General features: G+C 48.6%; 12 protein-coding genes. 2 read left to right on the forward strand and 10 right to left on the reverse strand.

The features are described from left to right. Window positions 1-146 precede the first annotated feature (146 nt). From Q4526_RS01060 to Q4526_RS01090, 7 genes are all read right to left on the reverse strand, one after another. The gene (locus tag Q4526_RS01060; protein WP_303609494.1) at window positions 147-1889 is read right to left on the reverse strand and encodes a polysaccharide lyase family 7 protein; all 1743 of its coding nucleotides are present in this window, start codon (window positions 1887-1889) and stop codon (window positions 147-149) included. Between the two features lie 918 nt (window positions 1890-2807). Further along, window positions 2808-3653, reverse strand: a complete 846-nt coding sequence (locus Q4526_RS01065) for a hypothetical protein (protein ID WP_303609495.1) — start codon at window positions 3651-3653, stop codon at window positions 2808-2810. Between the two features lie 21 nt (window positions 3654-3674). Next, window positions 3675-5021, reverse strand: coding sequence for an MATE family efflux transporter (locus tag Q4526_RS01070; RefSeq protein ID WP_303609496.1), 1347 nt, complete (start codon window positions 5019-5021; stop codon window positions 3675-3677). 132 nt (window positions 5022-5153) lie between these two features. Beyond that, the gene (locus Q4526_RS01075; RefSeq protein ID WP_215974860.1) at window positions 5154-6923 is read right to left on the reverse strand and encodes a transporter; all 1770 of its coding nucleotides are present in this window, start codon (window positions 6921-6923) and stop codon (window positions 5154-5156) included. An 11-nt stretch (window positions 6924-6934) separates the two neighbouring features. Further along, window positions 6935-8074 carry a Gfo/Idh/MocA family protein gene (locus Q4526_RS01080; RefSeq protein ID WP_215974861.1) on the reverse strand — a complete coding sequence of 380 codons (1140 nt, stop codon included), beginning with the start codon at window positions 8072-8074 and terminating at the stop codon, window positions 6935-6937. A gap of 40 nt (window positions 8075-8114) precedes the next feature. Further along, on the reverse strand, window positions 8115-9332 hold the full coding sequence (gene manD / locus Q4526_RS01085; protein WP_215974862.1) for a D-mannonate dehydratase ManD: 1218 nt from the start codon (window positions 9330-9332) through the stop codon (window positions 8115-8117). Between the two features lie 330 nt (window positions 9333-9662). Next, complete coding sequence (locus tag Q4526_RS01090) at window positions 9663-10673, reverse strand: LacI family DNA-binding transcriptional regulator (protein ID WP_215974863.1); 1011 nt, start codon at window positions 10671-10673, stop codon at window positions 9663-9665. 295 nt (window positions 10674-10968) lie between these two features. On the opposite strand from Q4526_RS01090, the gene Q4526_RS01095 reads away from it, so the two are divergent. After that, on the forward strand, window positions 10969-11493 hold the full coding sequence (locus Q4526_RS01095; protein ID WP_215974864.1) for a hypothetical protein: 525 nt from the start codon (window positions 10969-10971) through the stop codon (window positions 11491-11493). 77 nt (window positions 11494-11570) lie between these two features. Here the strand turns inward: Q4526_RS01095 and Q4526_RS01100 are convergent, their stop codons facing one another. The 3 genes from Q4526_RS01100 to Q4526_RS01110 all read right to left on the reverse strand — a co-directional run bounded on the left by Q4526_RS01100 (window position 11571) and on the right by Q4526_RS01110 (window position 15880). Next, entirely contained in the window at window positions 11571-12908 is a 1338-nt protein-coding gene (locus Q4526_RS01100; RefSeq protein WP_215974865.1) for a hypothetical protein, read from the reverse strand. 189 nt (window positions 12909-13097) lie between these two features. Further along, on the reverse strand, window positions 13098-14189 hold the full coding sequence (locus tag Q4526_RS01105; protein ID WP_215974866.1) for a bile acid:sodium symporter family protein: 1092 nt from the start codon (window positions 14187-14189) through the stop codon (window positions 13098-13100). 284 nt (window positions 14190-14473) lie between these two features. Continuing rightward, the gene (locus Q4526_RS01110) at window positions 14474-15880 is read right to left on the reverse strand and encodes a winged helix-turn-helix domain-containing protein (RefSeq protein WP_215974867.1); all 1407 of its coding nucleotides are present in this window, start codon (window positions 15878-15880) and stop codon (window positions 14474-14476) included. A 215-nt stretch (window positions 15881-16095) separates the two neighbouring features. On the opposite strand from Q4526_RS01110, the gene Q4526_RS01115 reads away from it, so the two are divergent. Continuing rightward, window positions 16096-17223, forward strand: a complete 1128-nt coding sequence (locus tag Q4526_RS01115; RefSeq protein WP_215974868.1) for an NAD-dependent epimerase/dehydratase family protein — start codon at window positions 16096-16098, stop codon at window positions 17221-17223. Window positions 17224-17419 lie beyond the last annotated feature (196 nt).

Consider the following 17419-nt stretch of genomic DNA (forward strand, 5'->3'; position numbering starts at 1 on the left):
GGGGGCAACACTTCACTGCAAGCAGGAGCTTTATCACGGTTGTGGGTATGAATTTTTAAATAATAGTGTCGCTCAAAATGACTGAACATCAAGAGCGACGAAGAAAAGCTCCCGCCCTTAATGGGCGGGAGTTAAGGGGAGAGCTATCAGTGTTCTACCCAGTAGTCATAAACAACCACTTCACCATAGTTGTTCGACTTACCGGTTTCACTGCCTTCTTTTTCGGCATTACTTTGAGTGTAGTTACCGATTTTAAAGTAGGCATCATCGTAGCTCCGGTCCATCACGTAGTCGTTAGAACCATCGCGCACTAAGTACTGGCTGGCATTACCTGAGTTATAAGCACTTTCTAGGTTGCCATCTTCACTGTAGTACGCGTAGTGCTTGCCATTGACCACTTCAAAAATAACCTCGTGGACGGTGCCTAGGCTATAGTTATTGGTAATGGTTACATCGCTACGCAACTTCCCACCGTTAAAGCTCAAGAACAGGTGGTCGTCTTCTAAACGCAACACCATAGCGTCATCGATACCATCATCTTTGTTACCGTGAATTTGAGTGGCAACCAAATGACTTTTCACGATTGGCAAGTGAGTAATAGCCTGTTTCACATAAACCACGTGTGTACCCGAGGTGGTCCAGTAAATATCTGAACCGCCATCTGACTCGCGCTCGCGCAACTCTGAGCGAATATAATCAGAGTTAGGCGTTGATCCATTCCCGTCGCGTACCGGGGCATAAAACACTATGCCGTTACCCGCATTATTTACATAGAAGTACTCATTGTTGTCTTCACCACAAAGAGTTTTATCTTCTACGCCGTCAGGGTAGGTAATTTTCCACTGGTTACAGTTATCCATCAAATCCGATGGAATATCGGCCGAGCCAGATGGAGGAGTACCGCCACCATTGTCACCGCCGCCGTTGTCGCCGCCACCGTTATCACCACCACCGGAGCCGCCGCTGCCATACACTTCAACCTCGGTAATATTAGTCCAGCTAGTGCCCGCGGTATTTTCAAAGGTTTTTACACGAATTTGTTGTGCATCAATATCGGTAATATCGAAGACTTCAATACCGGCTGTCGAGCCCGTGCTGACATCGTCGTACACCTTGGTCCAGGAACCACTGGTGCCGGGGCGCGCGTAGATCTCAAAGGTGTAAGCGCGCGAATCTCCACGCCCCCAGGCAATACCGACCTCGGTCACTTCACTGGTTTCTTCCAGCTGAACCGTTAAGTTAACCGGCGACCCGGATGCTGCCCAACGAGAGGCCCAGGCCGTATTGCCATCCACCGCCTTAGAGGCAGGGTAGCTGGAGTGACTGCTGCCATCGTCAAACGCCGTATCTACATCAAGTTTGCCGCTGCTGGAGCCACCACCATCACTGCTGCCATCATCCACACGGTGCAATTCCCACTGCTGATTGATGTTGGTGTCACTGGAGTTCCACAGGTAAATAGACTGACGATTTGCCGCACCACCGGCCCCATCTAACGAAAAGCCCGAGGCGTTGCGCTTCTCAAAGCGATAAATTTCAGTGCCGGAATAAATTTTCACCTTAGAGAACTGCTGGTTGTAATCGCCGTCATTACACGTTTCTAGAGTGACCGCTTGTCGGCGCGAACCGCCGCTACCGGCATCCCAACATAGATTCGTGTTTTGCTTTTTGTAGGAGTAATAACCGTTGCCACGGTCAAGTTGAACCCACTGTTGGTTGGCATTGTTGAGGTTGGTACCCCACAAGTACAGCTGCTGCCCCTCTTGGGCGCCGCCGTTGCCATCAATGGAATAGCCGGTGCCGTACTTTTCCATAACAAAAGTGGCCGCATTGGCAAAGCTGCCAGATAGGGCCAGGGGGATGAGTATCATCAATTTATTGAGTTTCATAGCTAACACTTTTCTCTTATTTTATTGGTTTAGCTCAATACCTAAAGCGTGGGCACGCATTGGAGTCTTACTCCTATAGGTAGGATCGTTACAGCTGTGAGCACGTCGAAGACATTCGCCATACCGAAGGTATCAGTTAGGCTTTTATCATCGAGACTACTTAGAACGCTTATCACTACTCGGGGGTAAGCACTTCACTCGGGGTAGGAATCCTTTTCCTTATGAGTTTACTTTTCGCCTAATTTTGAGACTGTAAAATCAATATGTGCGAAGTCGACGGGCATCTTACGAAAAGCAATGTTGATATTTCAAGAGACCGCTCCAAAAGAGGGCGGAGTGTTCCCGTTAACGATACCAATAGAAACAAATATTCACGGCTACCAAACACGCATATTCATTTAAAGAATATACAAAAGGGGGCAGCGGTTATTTAACATTATTAAAATTTGAATATTTTCTGTTTTTGCGTCCGAATACACATAAATAATGTGACGCAGTTCACACTTTAGCCAAATCTGGACTTAAGTAACATTTTCTTATTATAGCTAGGCGGTGTATCGCGCCAACTGTCGTATTTATCCACAATACAATTGTTAAACCGTCACAAGACACCTTTTTTGGGCCGTAAGTCAGAGAGCTGGTTCGCTTTAACGCGCTACAATCTGCCGACACTGGTAATCGGTACGAACCTATTACGTTATATGGTGCTATCGATCAGTTTGGTAAGGTTTCACCTACCTGAAAGTCACACTCACGATCCAAATTCAGTCCTGAACTCGCGGGAGTTGGTATACGCGAAGACGGCTGATACGGCACCGCGCAATAATACTTCGTCTAGCGATAAGAGCATGAAAAAAACCGACAGGCATGTCTAAGACATGCCTGTCGGAAAGAGACGAGAATCGCCCTGAGAAGAAGTTATTGCGATAAGGTACGTTTAACTGAAGCTTCTACTTCACCATAGTCCACCGACTCAACAAAACCGAGGGAAAAGGTTTGCGGGGTGGTTAAAAATTTACTCTTTTCGTGGCGACCAAAACCGAGCACTGTCATATAGGGTCGACTGACGTAATCATCGGGGTGCTCGTCGTCTTCGTGGTGTACGAGATACAACATACGCGGCTGCTTCGCATCGCCAAAAGCGTACCACTCCGGTGCCGGAAGATCTCCAATATAAGCGTCATTGATCGGGTGCTTATTGCGACTAGCCGAATTAAACCAAAAGTCACTATCATCCATACTACCGCCGGGCACACCCTCGTACTGAACCCAATACCGGTGGCCGAGGCTAACCTGACTCATAGTGAAATCACAACGATCGGGGTAAAAGTCCCACTGTCCTTGCCATTTACCATTGTCTGAGGTAAATACAATGCGTACATGTTGATCGGTATTGATCTCCACTTGAGAGGTCGATGGGTCAGTGCCTGCATTCATGGCATGAAAGTAACTGCCTGCTTGCTTATGAACTGCATTAGGAAAACCACGATATTCCCCCTGCCAACCCGAGCCTTTTTCATCGTGAAAGCCCAACCAGTCTATACCGTCTTTATCCACCATACTGGATAAACCACCACCGGTTTTCTCCAGATAAAAAGTCGCATTGCGAATACTGACGATATAGGCGGGAAGGCCGCCGGCCGACTCATCCACACCATGCGTCAGACTGACACTCGCCTGGCCCGATTGATTGGCACAACCGGCAATCGATACAGACACGACTAGCAGAGTCAGCGTGGTTTTTATCATTCTGTACACTGTCATTATTCATCCTCTTGGCATAGTTTAAAGGTCACTTAGCGGCGCATTACGAAGGTGCAACGCAGAGTGTTTTTTATAATGATAAAACGGTAATAGTTTGAATATTTCTTCCAGTGGAATTATGGCGAAAGCCCAAAATACAGATGCATCAAGCACCACAATAAGAAAAGCACAGAGCGGTAAAGCCAGCACCCATTGGGTGTAAAAATGAATTTTTAAAACGCGTGAACTTTGCCCCAGTGCCCGCAGCATGTTGCCCGCTAACGTGTTGTAAGCGCGCACGATAGGTAGCACAATATAAAGCGGCGCGATCAACATTAACGCGCGCTGTGTTTGCGGTGCTACATCGGGATAAATCAGCCCCAAACACTGACTTAATACTACAAACAAGCACGCCACAACGACTGACAATCCCATACCCACTCTGGTCGAGGCCGGGATAAAATCTCGTACCGCAGCGATATGACGCTTTCCTAACGCCTGACTAATAGTAATAGCTGACGCTTGTGCCCAGGCATTGGCAAATTGAGTGCCGGCCCGCAGCCAGGGGAAAATCAAGGTGATGGCAGCAAAAGAGTAAACCGATAGCTGAGCGAATAATAATTGGTAAACGGTCGCGCCAACCGAAAGAATGATAAAGTTAGCCGCGATGGGGTAAATCACATCAAATTGTGGCTTTAACTCTAACGCAAAGGGGCGCCCTGCTGGATAACGCAAACTAAAGGTCGCTCGGCGAAAAGTCACCGTTAAAAAGAGGCCACGCACCACAATTGCCAGCAAACTCCCCCAAGCGGCCCCCGCCAATCCAATACCGGCAAACCCGGCCACACCGTGAATAAGACTGTAACTCAGGGCAACATTGAGCGGAATTTCCAATAAAAAGCCCGCCAGGGGTATTCTGGAATTCCCCACTCCGTTATAGAAAGCTGTGCACGTCTGGGTATAGGCGGTAATCAGAACGACATACTGCGCCACCTCTAAATAACGGAGTGTCGCTTGCGCTAACAAGGTATCGTTTGTAATTAAGTTAACCAGATCTTTACTTGCCAACACTAACAGAAGGAAAAAAAACAGGGCGGTAAGACTATTGATCAAAAGCCCGGCCCAGAACGCAACTTTTAAATCGTCTTTTTTGCCCGAACCGTAGGCCTTTCCCACCAGCATTTGAATGCCGTTGCCGATGGCAATTTCCACCCCTAAAACAAAAGTAATAATGGTGGTCGCAATACCCATTGCTGCAACCGACAACTCTCCTAGCGGCGCCACCAACAGAGTGTCGATCATCAGCATGGACTGGATCAAAAGCGCATTAAAGGCCAAAGGCCAGGCTAAAGAGCCATTTTGCTTTAGGTAATCACCGGAGCCTTTCACAGCAATGCCTGTCCACCGAGTCTTAAGGTAAAGGGGTTGAGGCGATGGCCAAAGACCTGCCATCGCAGAGAATAAAAAGGAGCAGACTCATGACATAGAATGAGCCTGCTCAAGGCACCTTCTCCCGGGCCCTTAGGCCGCAGCAGAACTGGATTTGTTCGGCGGTGTACTGGCACTTTTTTGCAGCATTGCCCCCATTGCAAAAATAATAAATGCGCAGGCAACAAACATTACACGCCCCCACATTGGGTTGGGTATCAGCGTTAGCAGCAGCATGCCGCCACCCATGATTTTTATCATTAAGCCGAGTTTTAAACGCTGCTGACGATCGTAGTTGTCCTGCCCTTCTTCCGAGGTTACCGGCGTTGACAGGTCGGCAAAAAACTTATCGGTTTCCACCTTGCACTTATCTTTGTCTGCGCGATAAAACAACGTCGTGAGGCAGAAGAAGCCCGCCGTAATTACGATGTGGCCGGCCAGGGTGATCATCAAGTTAATGTCTACCGCTTCGCGATCCGTGATCGCTGGCATTCCCACCATATCGGCGAAAACATGCGCGGTAAAAACTTTCGCCACAAACCAGGACACGCCCATACCCAATGCGACGGTAGCCCAAGGTGCCCACTGCGGAGTTTTGCGAATAATCAACCCCAACAACAAAGGAATCATTAACGGCACTTGAATCATGGTTGATACCGACATCATCAACTCAAACAAGCTCAATTCTTTCAGCGATTTAAAGTAAAGCGCCACAACAATAACCAATATGCCGTTAATAAGGCTTACCAATCGACTGACGTTCATCAGCTTTTTGTCATCGGTCTCGCGACCGCGACGCTTGATAAATGGCTGATAGATGCTGCGCACAAAAATACCCGCATTTTTATTGAGTGCCGAATCCATTGACGACATAGAAGCGGCAAACAAACCGGCCATAAGAAGGCCCACGGTACCCACCGGCATTGCGTTGCGGGTAAACACTAAGTAAACCGCGTCTTCGGCTTTATCCCCAAGCTGGGTGTAAGCTGTGGCAGCATCCGGATAGAGAATGGCGGATGCCCAGGGAGGAATAAACCAGATGATACTACCCACCCCCATCAAGACCATGGCAAGCAATGAAGCCTTGCGCGCATTGTCAGAGTCTTTCGCATTCAAAAACCGAAATGAATCGTGCATGTTCATAATGGTAATTAGTTGCTTGGCGAGAAAGAAGACGAACGTACCCACCAAAATCAAGCCGTAGTTCATATCCGGCCCCATTATAAAACCGCCGGGAAAATTACTGACCAACTCCACCGGCCCGCCCACTTTAACCAAGGCGACCACGGCGCAGGCAACGGACACCACAGCCACAATCAAAGTCTGCACAAAGTCAGAAGCGACCACACCCCAAGAGCCCGAGAGCACTGAAATAAACAGCACAACAAGCCCGGTGGCGATAATGGTCACGGCAATATCGGCTTCAAACACCGCACTGGCAAACACGCCTAATGCGTTAAGCCAAACACCCGCGTTAATAAAGCTGAACAAAATCAACGCCCAGGAAAAAAAGGTCTCATTCTGGTCGCCAAAGCGCCGCTTGATGGCCTGCGATGGTGTGTCCACCCGCATTTGGCGAAAGCGATGACTAAAGAAAGCCCAGCCACAAAAGTAAGCGACCGTGTTGGCAAAAAAGACCAGACAGATGGCAAAGCCATCGGAGAATGCTTTGCCCGCACCACCGGTAAAAGTCCAGGCCGAGAACTGCGCCATAAACGCTGTCGAGCCCACCATCCACCAAAGCATGCGACCGCCACCGCGAAAGTAATCGCTGGTGGAGTGCTTTGCCATTTTGGTAAAGGAGAAACCAACAGCCAGAACCAGAATGAAGTAACCGGCGATGACGATATAGTCAATAACCATAAAAAGAACCTTTATTGCAGATGCGTTACATCTGTCCAATTATTATTTTTGCGGATAAGGTCAATCAGCTGTTGATACTGGCTGCCTTCTTTGAAGGTTTGATACGGCGGCACTTGCTCGCCCTGAATATCTTTTACCAGCTCGCGCGCTAAATACTGCCAGTTGCGCTCGGTATCGCCTTCGACCTTAGGCATATCGTCGACAATATCTTGTGGCAGTGGCAGTTGCTGCCACTCTTGCCCTTGCCCCCACAAATACAGTGGGCCGCTACCGTAATGGCCTTTGATGTAAATAGCGCCTTTGGTACCGTAAAAAACAATATGGTCTTCATGGAAACGCGGGTTCAGGCCGCCGTGTTTAAACAGAACGGATACCGGCTTGCTGGCGTGCGGGCTTTCCAATTTGGCGAGCACAGTGTAAGTCCACTCGACGTTGCTCTCACCCCATTTCAGGTTAGGATCGTTAATATCTTTGGGAATAAAATCGCGGCGTGTTTTAAAGTTGCGAACACCTTCAACGATAGGCGCCTTACCCATATCATCGCGTACTTCACCAATAATATCGGTGATCTTTTCGCCGATAACAGAAGTTACAATAGACAATTTATGGGTGAAGTTATTATTGAGGCGACCACCACCTTGCTCTGCACGGTGCGACCAACCAAAGGGGATTTCGCGCTCCAGATTAAAATGTGAAATACACTCAACCTCGACCGGCTCACCAATAACACCCTCGGCCACCAAACGTTTGGCGTGCATAATGTCTGGCATGTAGCGGAAGCTGGCGGCAAAGGCGGTTTTTACACCTTTTGCCTCGGCCAGCTTGTACAGTTCGATGGCGCTGTCACCGGTATCGGTTAGGGGCTTGTCGCAAAACACGTGGCAGCCGTGCTCAATCGCCTGCTTGATCGGCTCGTAGTGAGCGCCGCCGGGGGTCGCAATCGAAACCAAATCCGGCTGGCACTCATTCAGAGCTTTTTGCCAGTCGGTTCCGGCGTAAGGAATCCCCATTTTTTCTGCCACTTCACGCACTACTTCCGGTGTTCTACCCACCATACCGACCACTTCGGCACCCACTGCGCGAAACGCATCGGTATGCCCCTGTCCGGCAAAGCCGGTGCCCATTACGAGAACTTTTACTGTTTTAGCCATCTTTCCACCTATCTGATTTCGTTTATAACTTGATTGAGTGTTACCAATTCCACATGGTGCCGTCTTCCAGACGACTCACTGGTAAATACGAGCGTTTGTACGGCAGCGCGAGCGCGGCCTCCTCGTTTAACTCAACCCCCAGGCCCGGCGCATCACTGACGTGGGCCATACCATCGTGTACCTGATGGTTGTGCTGAAACACTTGTTGCAACTGTTCGTTGCCCAAACCGACAAATTCCTGCACACCAAAATTAGGTGCCCACACATCCAAATGCATATGCGCGGCAAAACACACGGGTGACAAATCGGGCGCGCCGTGTGGAGCCAGTTTTACATTGTAGAGGCTGGCAAAATCAGTAATCCGGCGCAGCGCGGTAATGCCGCCGGCGTGGGTGGCAGCCACGCGGATATAATCGATCAATTGATTTTGAATTAAATCTTTGCAGTCCCAAATGGTGTTGTAAGTTTCACCGATGGCCAGCGGCGTTGTGGTGTGCTGGCGAATCACTTTATAGTTGTCTTGATTTTCGGCAATGCTGGCGTCTTCCATAAACATAAGGTTGTATGGTTCCAGCAATTTACCTAAACGGGCCGACTCAATTGGCGTTAAGCGACTGTGCACATCGTGCAGCAACTGCACTTGGTTGCCCAAGCGGCGGCGCGCCTCGGCAAACAGCTCGACGATCATCTCCATATACTTGGGCGTCGACCACGACTCCTCCGGCGGCAGCGGGCGGTTGCCCTGCAGCTCAAAGTAGTCTTTTTTATCGCCCAACACGCCATAGGTTACATCCAGTCCGGGCACTGCTGATTGCAATCGCACCGCACCAAAGCCGTTGCGAACGTGCTGTTCGGCATTGGCCAGGGTCTGCTCAATGGTTTCGCCGTTGGCGTGGGCATACAAACCTACCGCCTTACGGCTTTTGCCGCCCAGCAATTGATAGACCGGCAGGCCGGCCACCTTGCCTTTGATGTCCCACAAGGCCATATCAATGGCCGCTATCGCCGCCATATTAATCGGGCCTTTGCGCCAGTAAACGCCCCTGTAGAGATACTGCCAAATGTCCTCGATACCGTGCGCATCGCGACCGATCAGGCAGGGAATAACATGCTCTTGCAGCATCGCCACCACCGCTTGCTCGCGGCCATTCACGGTGGCATCGCCCAATCCGGTAACGCCGTCGTCGGTGGTTACCTTGACGGTTACGAAGTTTCTTCCCGGGCAGCTAACGAACACTTCAATGTTGTCAATTTTCATAAATATACAGTCCTAAAGACGCCTTACCATATCGAGTAAAACGTTTTACTAAATCGGTTTAGTTAATAATTTATCATATTCTCAGCGAATGTCAAACCGTGAACTCAGTCAATAAATGATTTTTTGGGTGCGCACCAGCCCTCGCCCCAATTGAGTGTAGACCAGCAAGTGGCTGAAAAAGCCACTTGCGTACTCAGGCTATAAGGCTGGTTGTTACCCAGCGCTATTAGGAAGGTGGGCGTTTTGAAGGTTTACGCCCAACCACCGAAAAGTGACTGGAGCGAATACGGGTAAGCCTGATCGCTCAGGGCTCGGCCGTTATTGCCTCGATTAATTGAGCTTGCGACAGGAGTCGCGTGGCACCAAGGTACAAGGGGTGGTAATACGTTGCGCGGGAGTCTCTTTTTGATTAATTAGAGTCAGCAGTAACTTAGCCGCCTCTTGGCCAATATCGTAGGGCTCTTGCTTGATAACGGTCACTGGGGTTTTAAAGAATTCCACCATGGGGATATCATCAAACCCCAGCAGTGACACATCTTGGCCAATGGCAATATTGTGCCGATTAAACACCTCTAACAGCTCGATGGTAATGGCCAAATGCTGTGAGAAAAAAGCGGTAGGAGCCACCTCGGAGCGCAACAAATCCACCGGCGACCGTGAAAAGCCGGTTTCTCTTTGCCAGTGCAAAATCAAGTCTTTTGAGTAGGCTACACCCTGGGCCTCAAGGGCCTCGCAGTAACCCTGATAGCGATCGCGGCGGGACTTCATCGCCTCGAACTCTTGGGTCACAAAGCAAATTTTGCGGTGCCCCAGATTGAGCAAGTATTCTGTGGCCTCAAAAGCGGCTTTTTTGTAATCCGACAAAATAATGTATTTTTCGGTACCATCTTGCTCTAACTGGAATTGGACAATGGGCAGCCCCTGCCCCAGCAGCTTATCGATCAACGCTGTGTTTGCCCCGGAGGGAGCAATAACAATACCGTCGACGTTGATTTGGCTCAGGTTCTGCAGGGCCTCGGCTTCTTTTTTGGGGTCAAAATCGGTGCTGTAAATAAGCACATTGTACTGGCTGTTTTTACAGAAATCGTCGATACCGCGAATGGTGCGACTGGTGTAGAAACCCGTAACATCGCGAACGACTAAACCGATGGTTTTGGTAGTGTTGGTCTTTAAGCTGCGGGCGATGGCATTGGGCACATAGTTCAAAGCGGCGACAGACGCCTCAATACGCGCCTTAGTGTCTTTCGACATATAGTCAAATCGGCCGCTGAGAAACTGAGATACCGTACTTTTTGAGACGCCGGCGTGAGCCGCCACATCGACTAATCTTACTTTTGCCATTGTTTAATCTACTTTGAGTGTGCACTCGCCGAGGTGGGCCATAGAGCGCAACATTTTACCTGATACGCCGCCAAGCTTCCATCTTGTGATGGCTTTACCCGCCTCGACTCTTATTTGCCAAGCCGTCGCGACCGCCCCAGGCGAGGCGTGTTTACAAACCGTACAGGCCAAGGCAAACTCTCGGGGCGACTAAAACAATTAAAACAACCGGCGGCCCCTACCGCCTGCTGAGCCCGCTGACAGCTAAACGGATCAAAACAATCGTTAATTTCACTCCCGACCACAGGGTATCACTATGAAAAATGCTATCACCCCCCTATTGTTTAGCGCTGCCATTGGCATTGGCGGCTCCGCCGTAGCCGGCCAGTCCGACGTCGGCTCCGATCTCTACCAAAAACAAGAAATCACCGGCGAGTCCGTACCCGCCCAGGCGCTAGAAGAGATACAGAAACTGGCGCCGGGATTTGTCCTTAAAGAGGCGGAAAAAGAATCCAAGCACGGCAATCAATACTTAGACCTGGAAGGTGTCACCGCGGCGGGTGCCGAAATAGAGTTCGATATGCTCCTCAATGAACAGGGCCTGTGGCAGGTGGTGGAAATTCAACGCGACTTAACACTGGCTGAATGTCCAGAGCCGGTTCAGGCAGTTTACGCACAACACTTTGCCGAGCAAACCCCGCAGCGCATTATCGAAAGCAAACAGATGGACGGTGTGATTGTGTATGAATTTTACTTTGTAGAGGGCGAGAAAACCCACAAAAATGAAATCAAGCTCGATGGCGATAAAGCCACCTTACTGGAAAAAGAGTGGGCGCACTAACCGCTGTGTGAGGCATTAAAAAGGGCCGGATTTTCCGACCCTTTTTAAGTATTGGTAAATTGGTACTATTCTGCCTGCTAGCGTGAACCGATCAGGTAACCATATACCAATTCATCACCTGGCGAGTGGTACACAATTGTCAGCTCTGACTCGGTAGCCGTTCCCATAACTTTACCGGCCGCATCCCCCGTACCCTGTATTTCACTTCCCTCAAGCTGACAGCTAATATCACCCTCATTGTGGCTAATCTCGCAACTGCCATCAGCATTAATGGTGAAAGTTCCGGCCAGGTTTGTAACATCCGGACCCTGAGGATTACTATCATTTTGTGCAATCAGCTCTTGGCCCGATATGCTATAAGTTCCCGCACTCACGTTAACAGTCGCCTCCTCTGAAGCATGAAAAAACGCGGACACAGATTCACCACCGGCCATATTGGGCTTAGCAATAATGGTGAGACTATTTGCCCCCAGAGTTCCTGTCACCGTGGCAAAGTCGGTAATCAATTCCCCACTAGTAGCATCATAAGTACACGCAGCGCGGTACCCTTCGCTAGCCGACAAATAACAATTGCCATCCGACGCTAGGGTAATAATGCCTGAAACACCGTAGTACGTAGGCTCAGCCCCAGAGGCAACAATCGTTTCAGTCCCCTGTAATACATAATTCTCGGTGCCGTTCAATTGCAATGATTGGGCAAAATGAGCTTGAGCATCATCAACACTCACCAACTCATTTACCGTTGAATCTTGCCCTGCATTAGCTATCAAGTTCACGACAGCCGCAGACGAAGCAAATGCATTAGCCGACAGAGTAAAATCTACCTGAGTAGCTACCGTTTTAGCCTCATCGGCAATCTCAATGCCATTGTCAGAATCCCCGTCTTTATCCAGGGTTAACAGCAGGCGTACAATATTTAATACTTGCTTATCGCGCGGGTCGGCTGTGCCCACTAGGTCCATCGGGGTAATAACAGACCCACCGACCACAACAGGCAATTGCAAATCACCAATAGAAAAAGTTACCGACTCTCCTGCCGCATATTGAAATTCACCATTGGGGCTGGTTTGCCCCGAGGTAGATGCAGTTTGGTAATCCAGATTTGCGACAGCGCTGTCGATAAAGACGCCCGTCAGTAAACTAGGCTCCGAACTCGAGCTGCTTTGTGAGCTCTGTGCTGATGAGGAACTGGATGAATCGACACTAGAGCTACTTGGCGAACTCTGCACCGACGAGGAGCTGGATGAATCGATACTAGAGCTTGATGAGCTCACGCTGGATGATATGGAGGTTGAACTACTGGATGAGGATGTCGAGCTGCTAATAGCACCGCTCCCCTCATCAGAAGAAGAACCACCACAAGCACTTAACAAGCCCGACAAAATAACAAGAAAGCCAAAACGAACGCACTGCATAGCACTCTTTCCTTAAGTAAGTATGAGTACGTATAATATTATGGCGGGAATTTCCACACAAGAGGGACCTTAACTGACTGTCAGCACCTCACACTAATTACCCTAATGCCGCTTGAGCTGCGGCCGACTTTGCCCGTTGGCCTACCTCAACAGGTAATCAAAGTACAGATTAAGCCCTTGCGCCACTCGTTATTCAGTTTGATGTTGCGGCGGCTTACCTTTCCACCACGAAGCCAGGGCCGAACCGGTAATGTTCATAAGCGGGCCAAATACTGACGGCGCCAAGCCCAGAGTTGCCACCCGACCCATTTCGCTGGCTATGCCCGAGGCCAAACCGGTATTCTGCATACCGACCTCAAAGGCGATTGAGCGACAAGACTGTTCATCCATTTTAAGCGAGCGGGCGCAGCCGTAACCAATCATGTATCCCAACACATTGTGAATAAAGGCGGCGAGAATCAACAACAAACCAATTTGTAAGAGCGCATCGCGCCCCGCCGCCGTAATGACCACAATAATCAACGCGATAGCCGCCATAGACACCAGCGGCATGGCTTTATCCAGCCACTGAGCTCGGCCGTGTAAAAAGTGGTTAAACACCAAGCCTGCAATAATCGGCAGAATGACGATTTTGGTGATCGTCCACATCATGGCCCAAGCGTCTATTTCGATATATTCACCGGCAAACGCCTTCATTAAGAATGGCGTGGTAAACGGCGACAATACTGTAGCCACAGCGGTTAAAGTTACGGAAAGTGCTAAGTTCGATTTAGAAATATAAGCCATCACATTGGAGGCCAAACCACTGGGCGCACAGCCAACCAATATCACCCCGGCGGCAATTTCCGGCGGAAAATTAAATGTGTAAGCCAAAGAAAAGCCAATAACCGGCATAATCGTTAACTGGCACAACAGGCCAATTCCTACGGCCTGCGGGGTTTTCACCACACCGGCAAAGTCTTTGACACTCATGGCCGTACCCATGCCAAACATAATCGCCTGTAACAAGGGCACAATGAGTTGTTTCAGGTCAAAACTGCCAACTTGCCGAAACAACTCCGGAAAATACATCGAAGCGGTTACCGCGGTAAGAATCCATAAGGTATAAGCCCCTTGGCGCAAGACACCAAGGACACTACAGGCAATTGCCATGAATAAAGCCGCAATCACCACTGGCAATCCATTGGCAAAGGAATCAAAGAGCGTGACATAGAGAAAGAGTAAAGTTGCCGCCGCAAGTGCCGCGACCCCCACCCAGCGGGTGATGCTTTGAGTATTCATAATAATTGTACGTTATTGTTTTATATATGATTATTACGCACCTGACAGACACAGGTGATACTTAGTGACCCTAGCCTAACACAGACTTTTACCCCATGTCAGGCTCGCCACCGACAGCCTGTTGCCACACTAACGCCATGGCCACCAAACGTATTCGCAGCCCGGACTTTTACTTTGGTTTAGAGCTGTGGCATTGTTCAGTTTGTGAGTGCCCCCATTTCTGTCGTTTCTGGGAATATGCCATTGTAATTTTCATCCTTGCAGCACAACAAGGTATATTGATATCACTGTCCCCACAAATGTTCACCAATTTTTTTCAGCTCCTTGTTATTATAAGCATTGGTAAAAATAGGGCTCATCTCGGCACCGAGTATATACGTCATATCCTGGCGCCCCTTGGTGTTCAAAATTGTCGCCAAAGCTTTTTCCTTTTCCTTCGCAATTAAATACAAATTAATTTTTTGATCAGGAGGGATATCCCCCACTAAGCTCATTAATTCAAGAGCAATAGTCGAATTGGATTGAGTGACAAACTTTCCTTGTAAATCCTGCGCTTGTGCTTTTGTTAATTTTTTCTTATTTTGGTAGTAACGTATCCAATGGGTAAGAGATAGCTCATTTGAGCCTTGGGCTTGAGCAATCATGGCTCGGATAATGTGACTGGTACGAGAAATAAAATGCTCGGCTTCCTGAGTCCGCACAAGCGCTTGCTCATAGTTACCTGCCATAAACTGTGCCCAAGCGCGCTCCCATATGTAAAGAACATGATCGGGCTGAATAGCGTAGGCCTTTTCGGCGTGAAATATCATACGATCAGTTTTCTTCAATACATAACTTGCATGTGCAGCGAGAAAGTGGCAAAGCGCACTGCAGTTGTTTTGTTCTTCCGCCCAGTTTAAGTAAACATCTACCTCACTTAAATTACGTAAATAAAATAAGTTCAACATGGCGCGAGCAATGCGAGAGTTGATGTTGCCAGGGGCAAGTTTCTCGGCAGCTTGGATATGCCTTTGTGCTCGCTGAACAATTTCATCATCAGATAGGCCCATATGACGACTCATTTTAAAAGAGTATATGTGAGCCAGCATATTGTGTGCCTCAAAAAAATCAGGGTCTTTCTGTAGGGCTTGTTCTAGGTAGTCGACCGATTTAGGTAAAAGCTCTTCTCTCTTTTGCACCCACAGATGCCAGGCTTGTGTGAAAGCCGGTGGGACAGCTTTGACTTCCACAGGCCGTTTGTCAGCTTGCCAATACACGAGCAACAATAGTACAGCTGCCAAAACAGAGCCTGATAATATTAGTCGAAGACGAGTCACTGCGTTTATTGGAGCTAAGCGCTCCGCTACTAGGTGCTCTGATGTCTCAGCATCTTCACTTTGGATAGCTTCACAGACCCCAAGCTGCCATTGATAACCAACCTTGGGGATAGTCTTCACAAAGGTCTGCTCAGAGTCCAATTCAGCAAGCGCTTTGCGCAAACGGCGAATGGCACTGGAAATAGCCGCGTCACTGACTACTTTACCCTGCCAAATCGTCTCTACCATGCTGTGTCGACTGACGGGGATATTGGCATTTTCGATAAGCAAAAGTAACAAAGTCGCTGTTTGCTTATCGATATCTACACTCTGATCTCCTCGCACAAGCACTAATGCATTGGGTTTAAAGATAATTGTCGAAAATTGGTAATTCAAAACGCAGCCCCGATGTGTTGACCAGAAGCATAATAACAAAAAGCAGTCTCTGTGCATCTCATATCTAATCTAGCCCTCTTTAGCTCGTCTTTTTTGGAGAAAATTGAATATATAAGTGACGATGTCAAGTTTTGGTCAGATTTTTACCATGAGATTAACAAGTATTTAATCCTATGAAAGACTACATTGCAGCTACTAGAAAACAGGAGACTCGCATGAATCGACGTGACTTTATAAGAACAACAGGCCTATTAAGTACTGTCGCCATGGCACCCCATAGCCTCGGAACTAAGCTGCTCAAAGGAGAACAAAAAGAAATACTCATTCTTGGCGGAACCCGTTATACCGGTCCAGCCATCGTTGAGAAACTCCTTGCTCAAGGGCATAACATCACCTTATTCAACCGGGGCCAAACCAACCCTCAGCTCTTCCCCAAGGTTGAAAAGCTACGAGGAGATCGCTACCAACATCGAGGTAAAGGGCTGGCGGCCTTAGCAGGCAAACGCCGCTGGGATGTCATCATCGATACCTGGAATGAGAGCCCTCTATGCGTGCGTGACACTCTAAAGCTACTGGCAAAACGTTGTGAGCAATATATCTACATCTCCAGTATGGCGGTTTACCCTTATCAAGCACTGCAAGAGCGAGCCGGTATCACCGAATCTTTCCCGCTACCCGATGACACCATGCCTAGTAACTACACGATGATTGACTACGATGCAGCTAAACGCATCGCGGATAAAATGGTGAGCTCTCTCCCCCACGGCTGTATCTTGCGTCCTCACTCTATTAGTGGGGCGCGCATGACACATGTATCTGACAATCAACGCTACTGGCCTGTACGCTTACAGCAAGGAGGAATTATTGCGGCTCCCGGTGACGGCGCTGACACAACTCAGTTTATCGACATGAAAGACATGGCTCGGTTTATCGCCTTGGCAATTGAGGATAAATTAAAAGGCGCCTTTAACACCTTTACCACCGAACGCTTCGATGCCTATTTATATGGCCTAAAAGCCTTAAGCGCCAAACCGAGTGAACTAATCTGGATCCCCCATGAGCACTTGGCGAAAGAAAAATTCCGCCCGTACGTTGATATACCCATGTGGGCACCCCGGCAAAAGGACCGTGGAACCTTTGCTATTTCAACGCAAAAAGCCGTTAATGCAGGCTACCAAACACGTCCTATTGCGGAAACATTTCGGGATTTACTCGTGGATTTTTATGAGCAAGAAGAGGACACCTATGACTTTGCTACGGGAAAATCTAAAGCGGGGCTGTCACGGATGATGGAGAAGGACTTATTAAAAAAATACTTTCCCAATCAACATAGGGGAAGCTAGGACACATATTTCTCAAATATCATTCGAGGAATTAGTTAAAATCCAATGCCCCATTTCCTGATTCGGAGGAATTCTGTTCAAGCTATTGAATGGATTTACATTTAAAACAAATCAAAAGCTTAAGAGCATCTCTAATAAAACTCAGCACGCTTTAGTCTTTAACGGTATCAACATATTGTGCAGAAACGAAAAAGGG

The sequence above is a fragment of the Gilvimarinus sp. 2_MG-2023 genome, from assembly GCF_030547685.1.
Taxonomy (GTDB): Bacteria; Pseudomonadota; Gammaproteobacteria; order Pseudomonadales; family Cellvibrionaceae; genus Gilvimarinus.

Coding starts and splice junctions, on each gene's coding strand:
- Q4526_RS01060 (WP_303609494.1), bottom strand. CDS start 1,889: ATGAAACTCAATAAATTGATGATACTCATCCCCCTGGCCCTATCTGGC.
- Q4526_RS01065 (WP_303609495.1), bottom strand. CDS start 3,653: ATGACAGTGTACAGAATGATAAAAACCACGCTGACTCTGCTAGTCGTG.
- Q4526_RS01075 (WP_215974860.1), bottom strand. CDS start 6,923: ATGGTTATTGACTATATCGTCATCGCCGGTTACTTCATTCTGGTTCTG.
- Q4526_RS01080 (WP_215974861.1), bottom strand. CDS start 8,074: ATGGCTAAAACAGTAAAAGTTCTCGTAATGGGCACCGGCTTTGCCGGA.
- manD (WP_215974862.1), bottom strand. CDS start 9,332: ATGAAAATTGACAACATTGAAGTGTTCGTTAGCTGCCCGGGAAGAAAC.
- Q4526_RS01090 (WP_215974863.1), bottom strand. CDS start 10,673: ATGGCAAAAGTAAGATTAGTCGATGTGGCGGCTCACGCCGGCGTCTCA.
- Q4526_RS01095 (WP_215974864.1), top strand. CDS start 10,969: ATGAAAAATGCTATCACCCCCCTATTGTTTAGCGCTGCCATTGGCATT.
- Q4526_RS01100 (WP_215974865.1), bottom strand. CDS start 12,908: ATGCAGTGCGTTCGTTTTGGCTTTCTTGTTATTTTGTCGGGCTTGTTA.
- Q4526_RS01105 (WP_215974866.1), bottom strand. CDS start 14,189: ATGAATACTCAAAGCATCACCCGCTGGGTGGGGGTCGCGGCACTTGCG.
- Q4526_RS01115 (WP_215974868.1), top strand. CDS start 16,096: ATGAATCGACGTGACTTTATAAGAACAACAGGCCTATTAAGTACTGTC.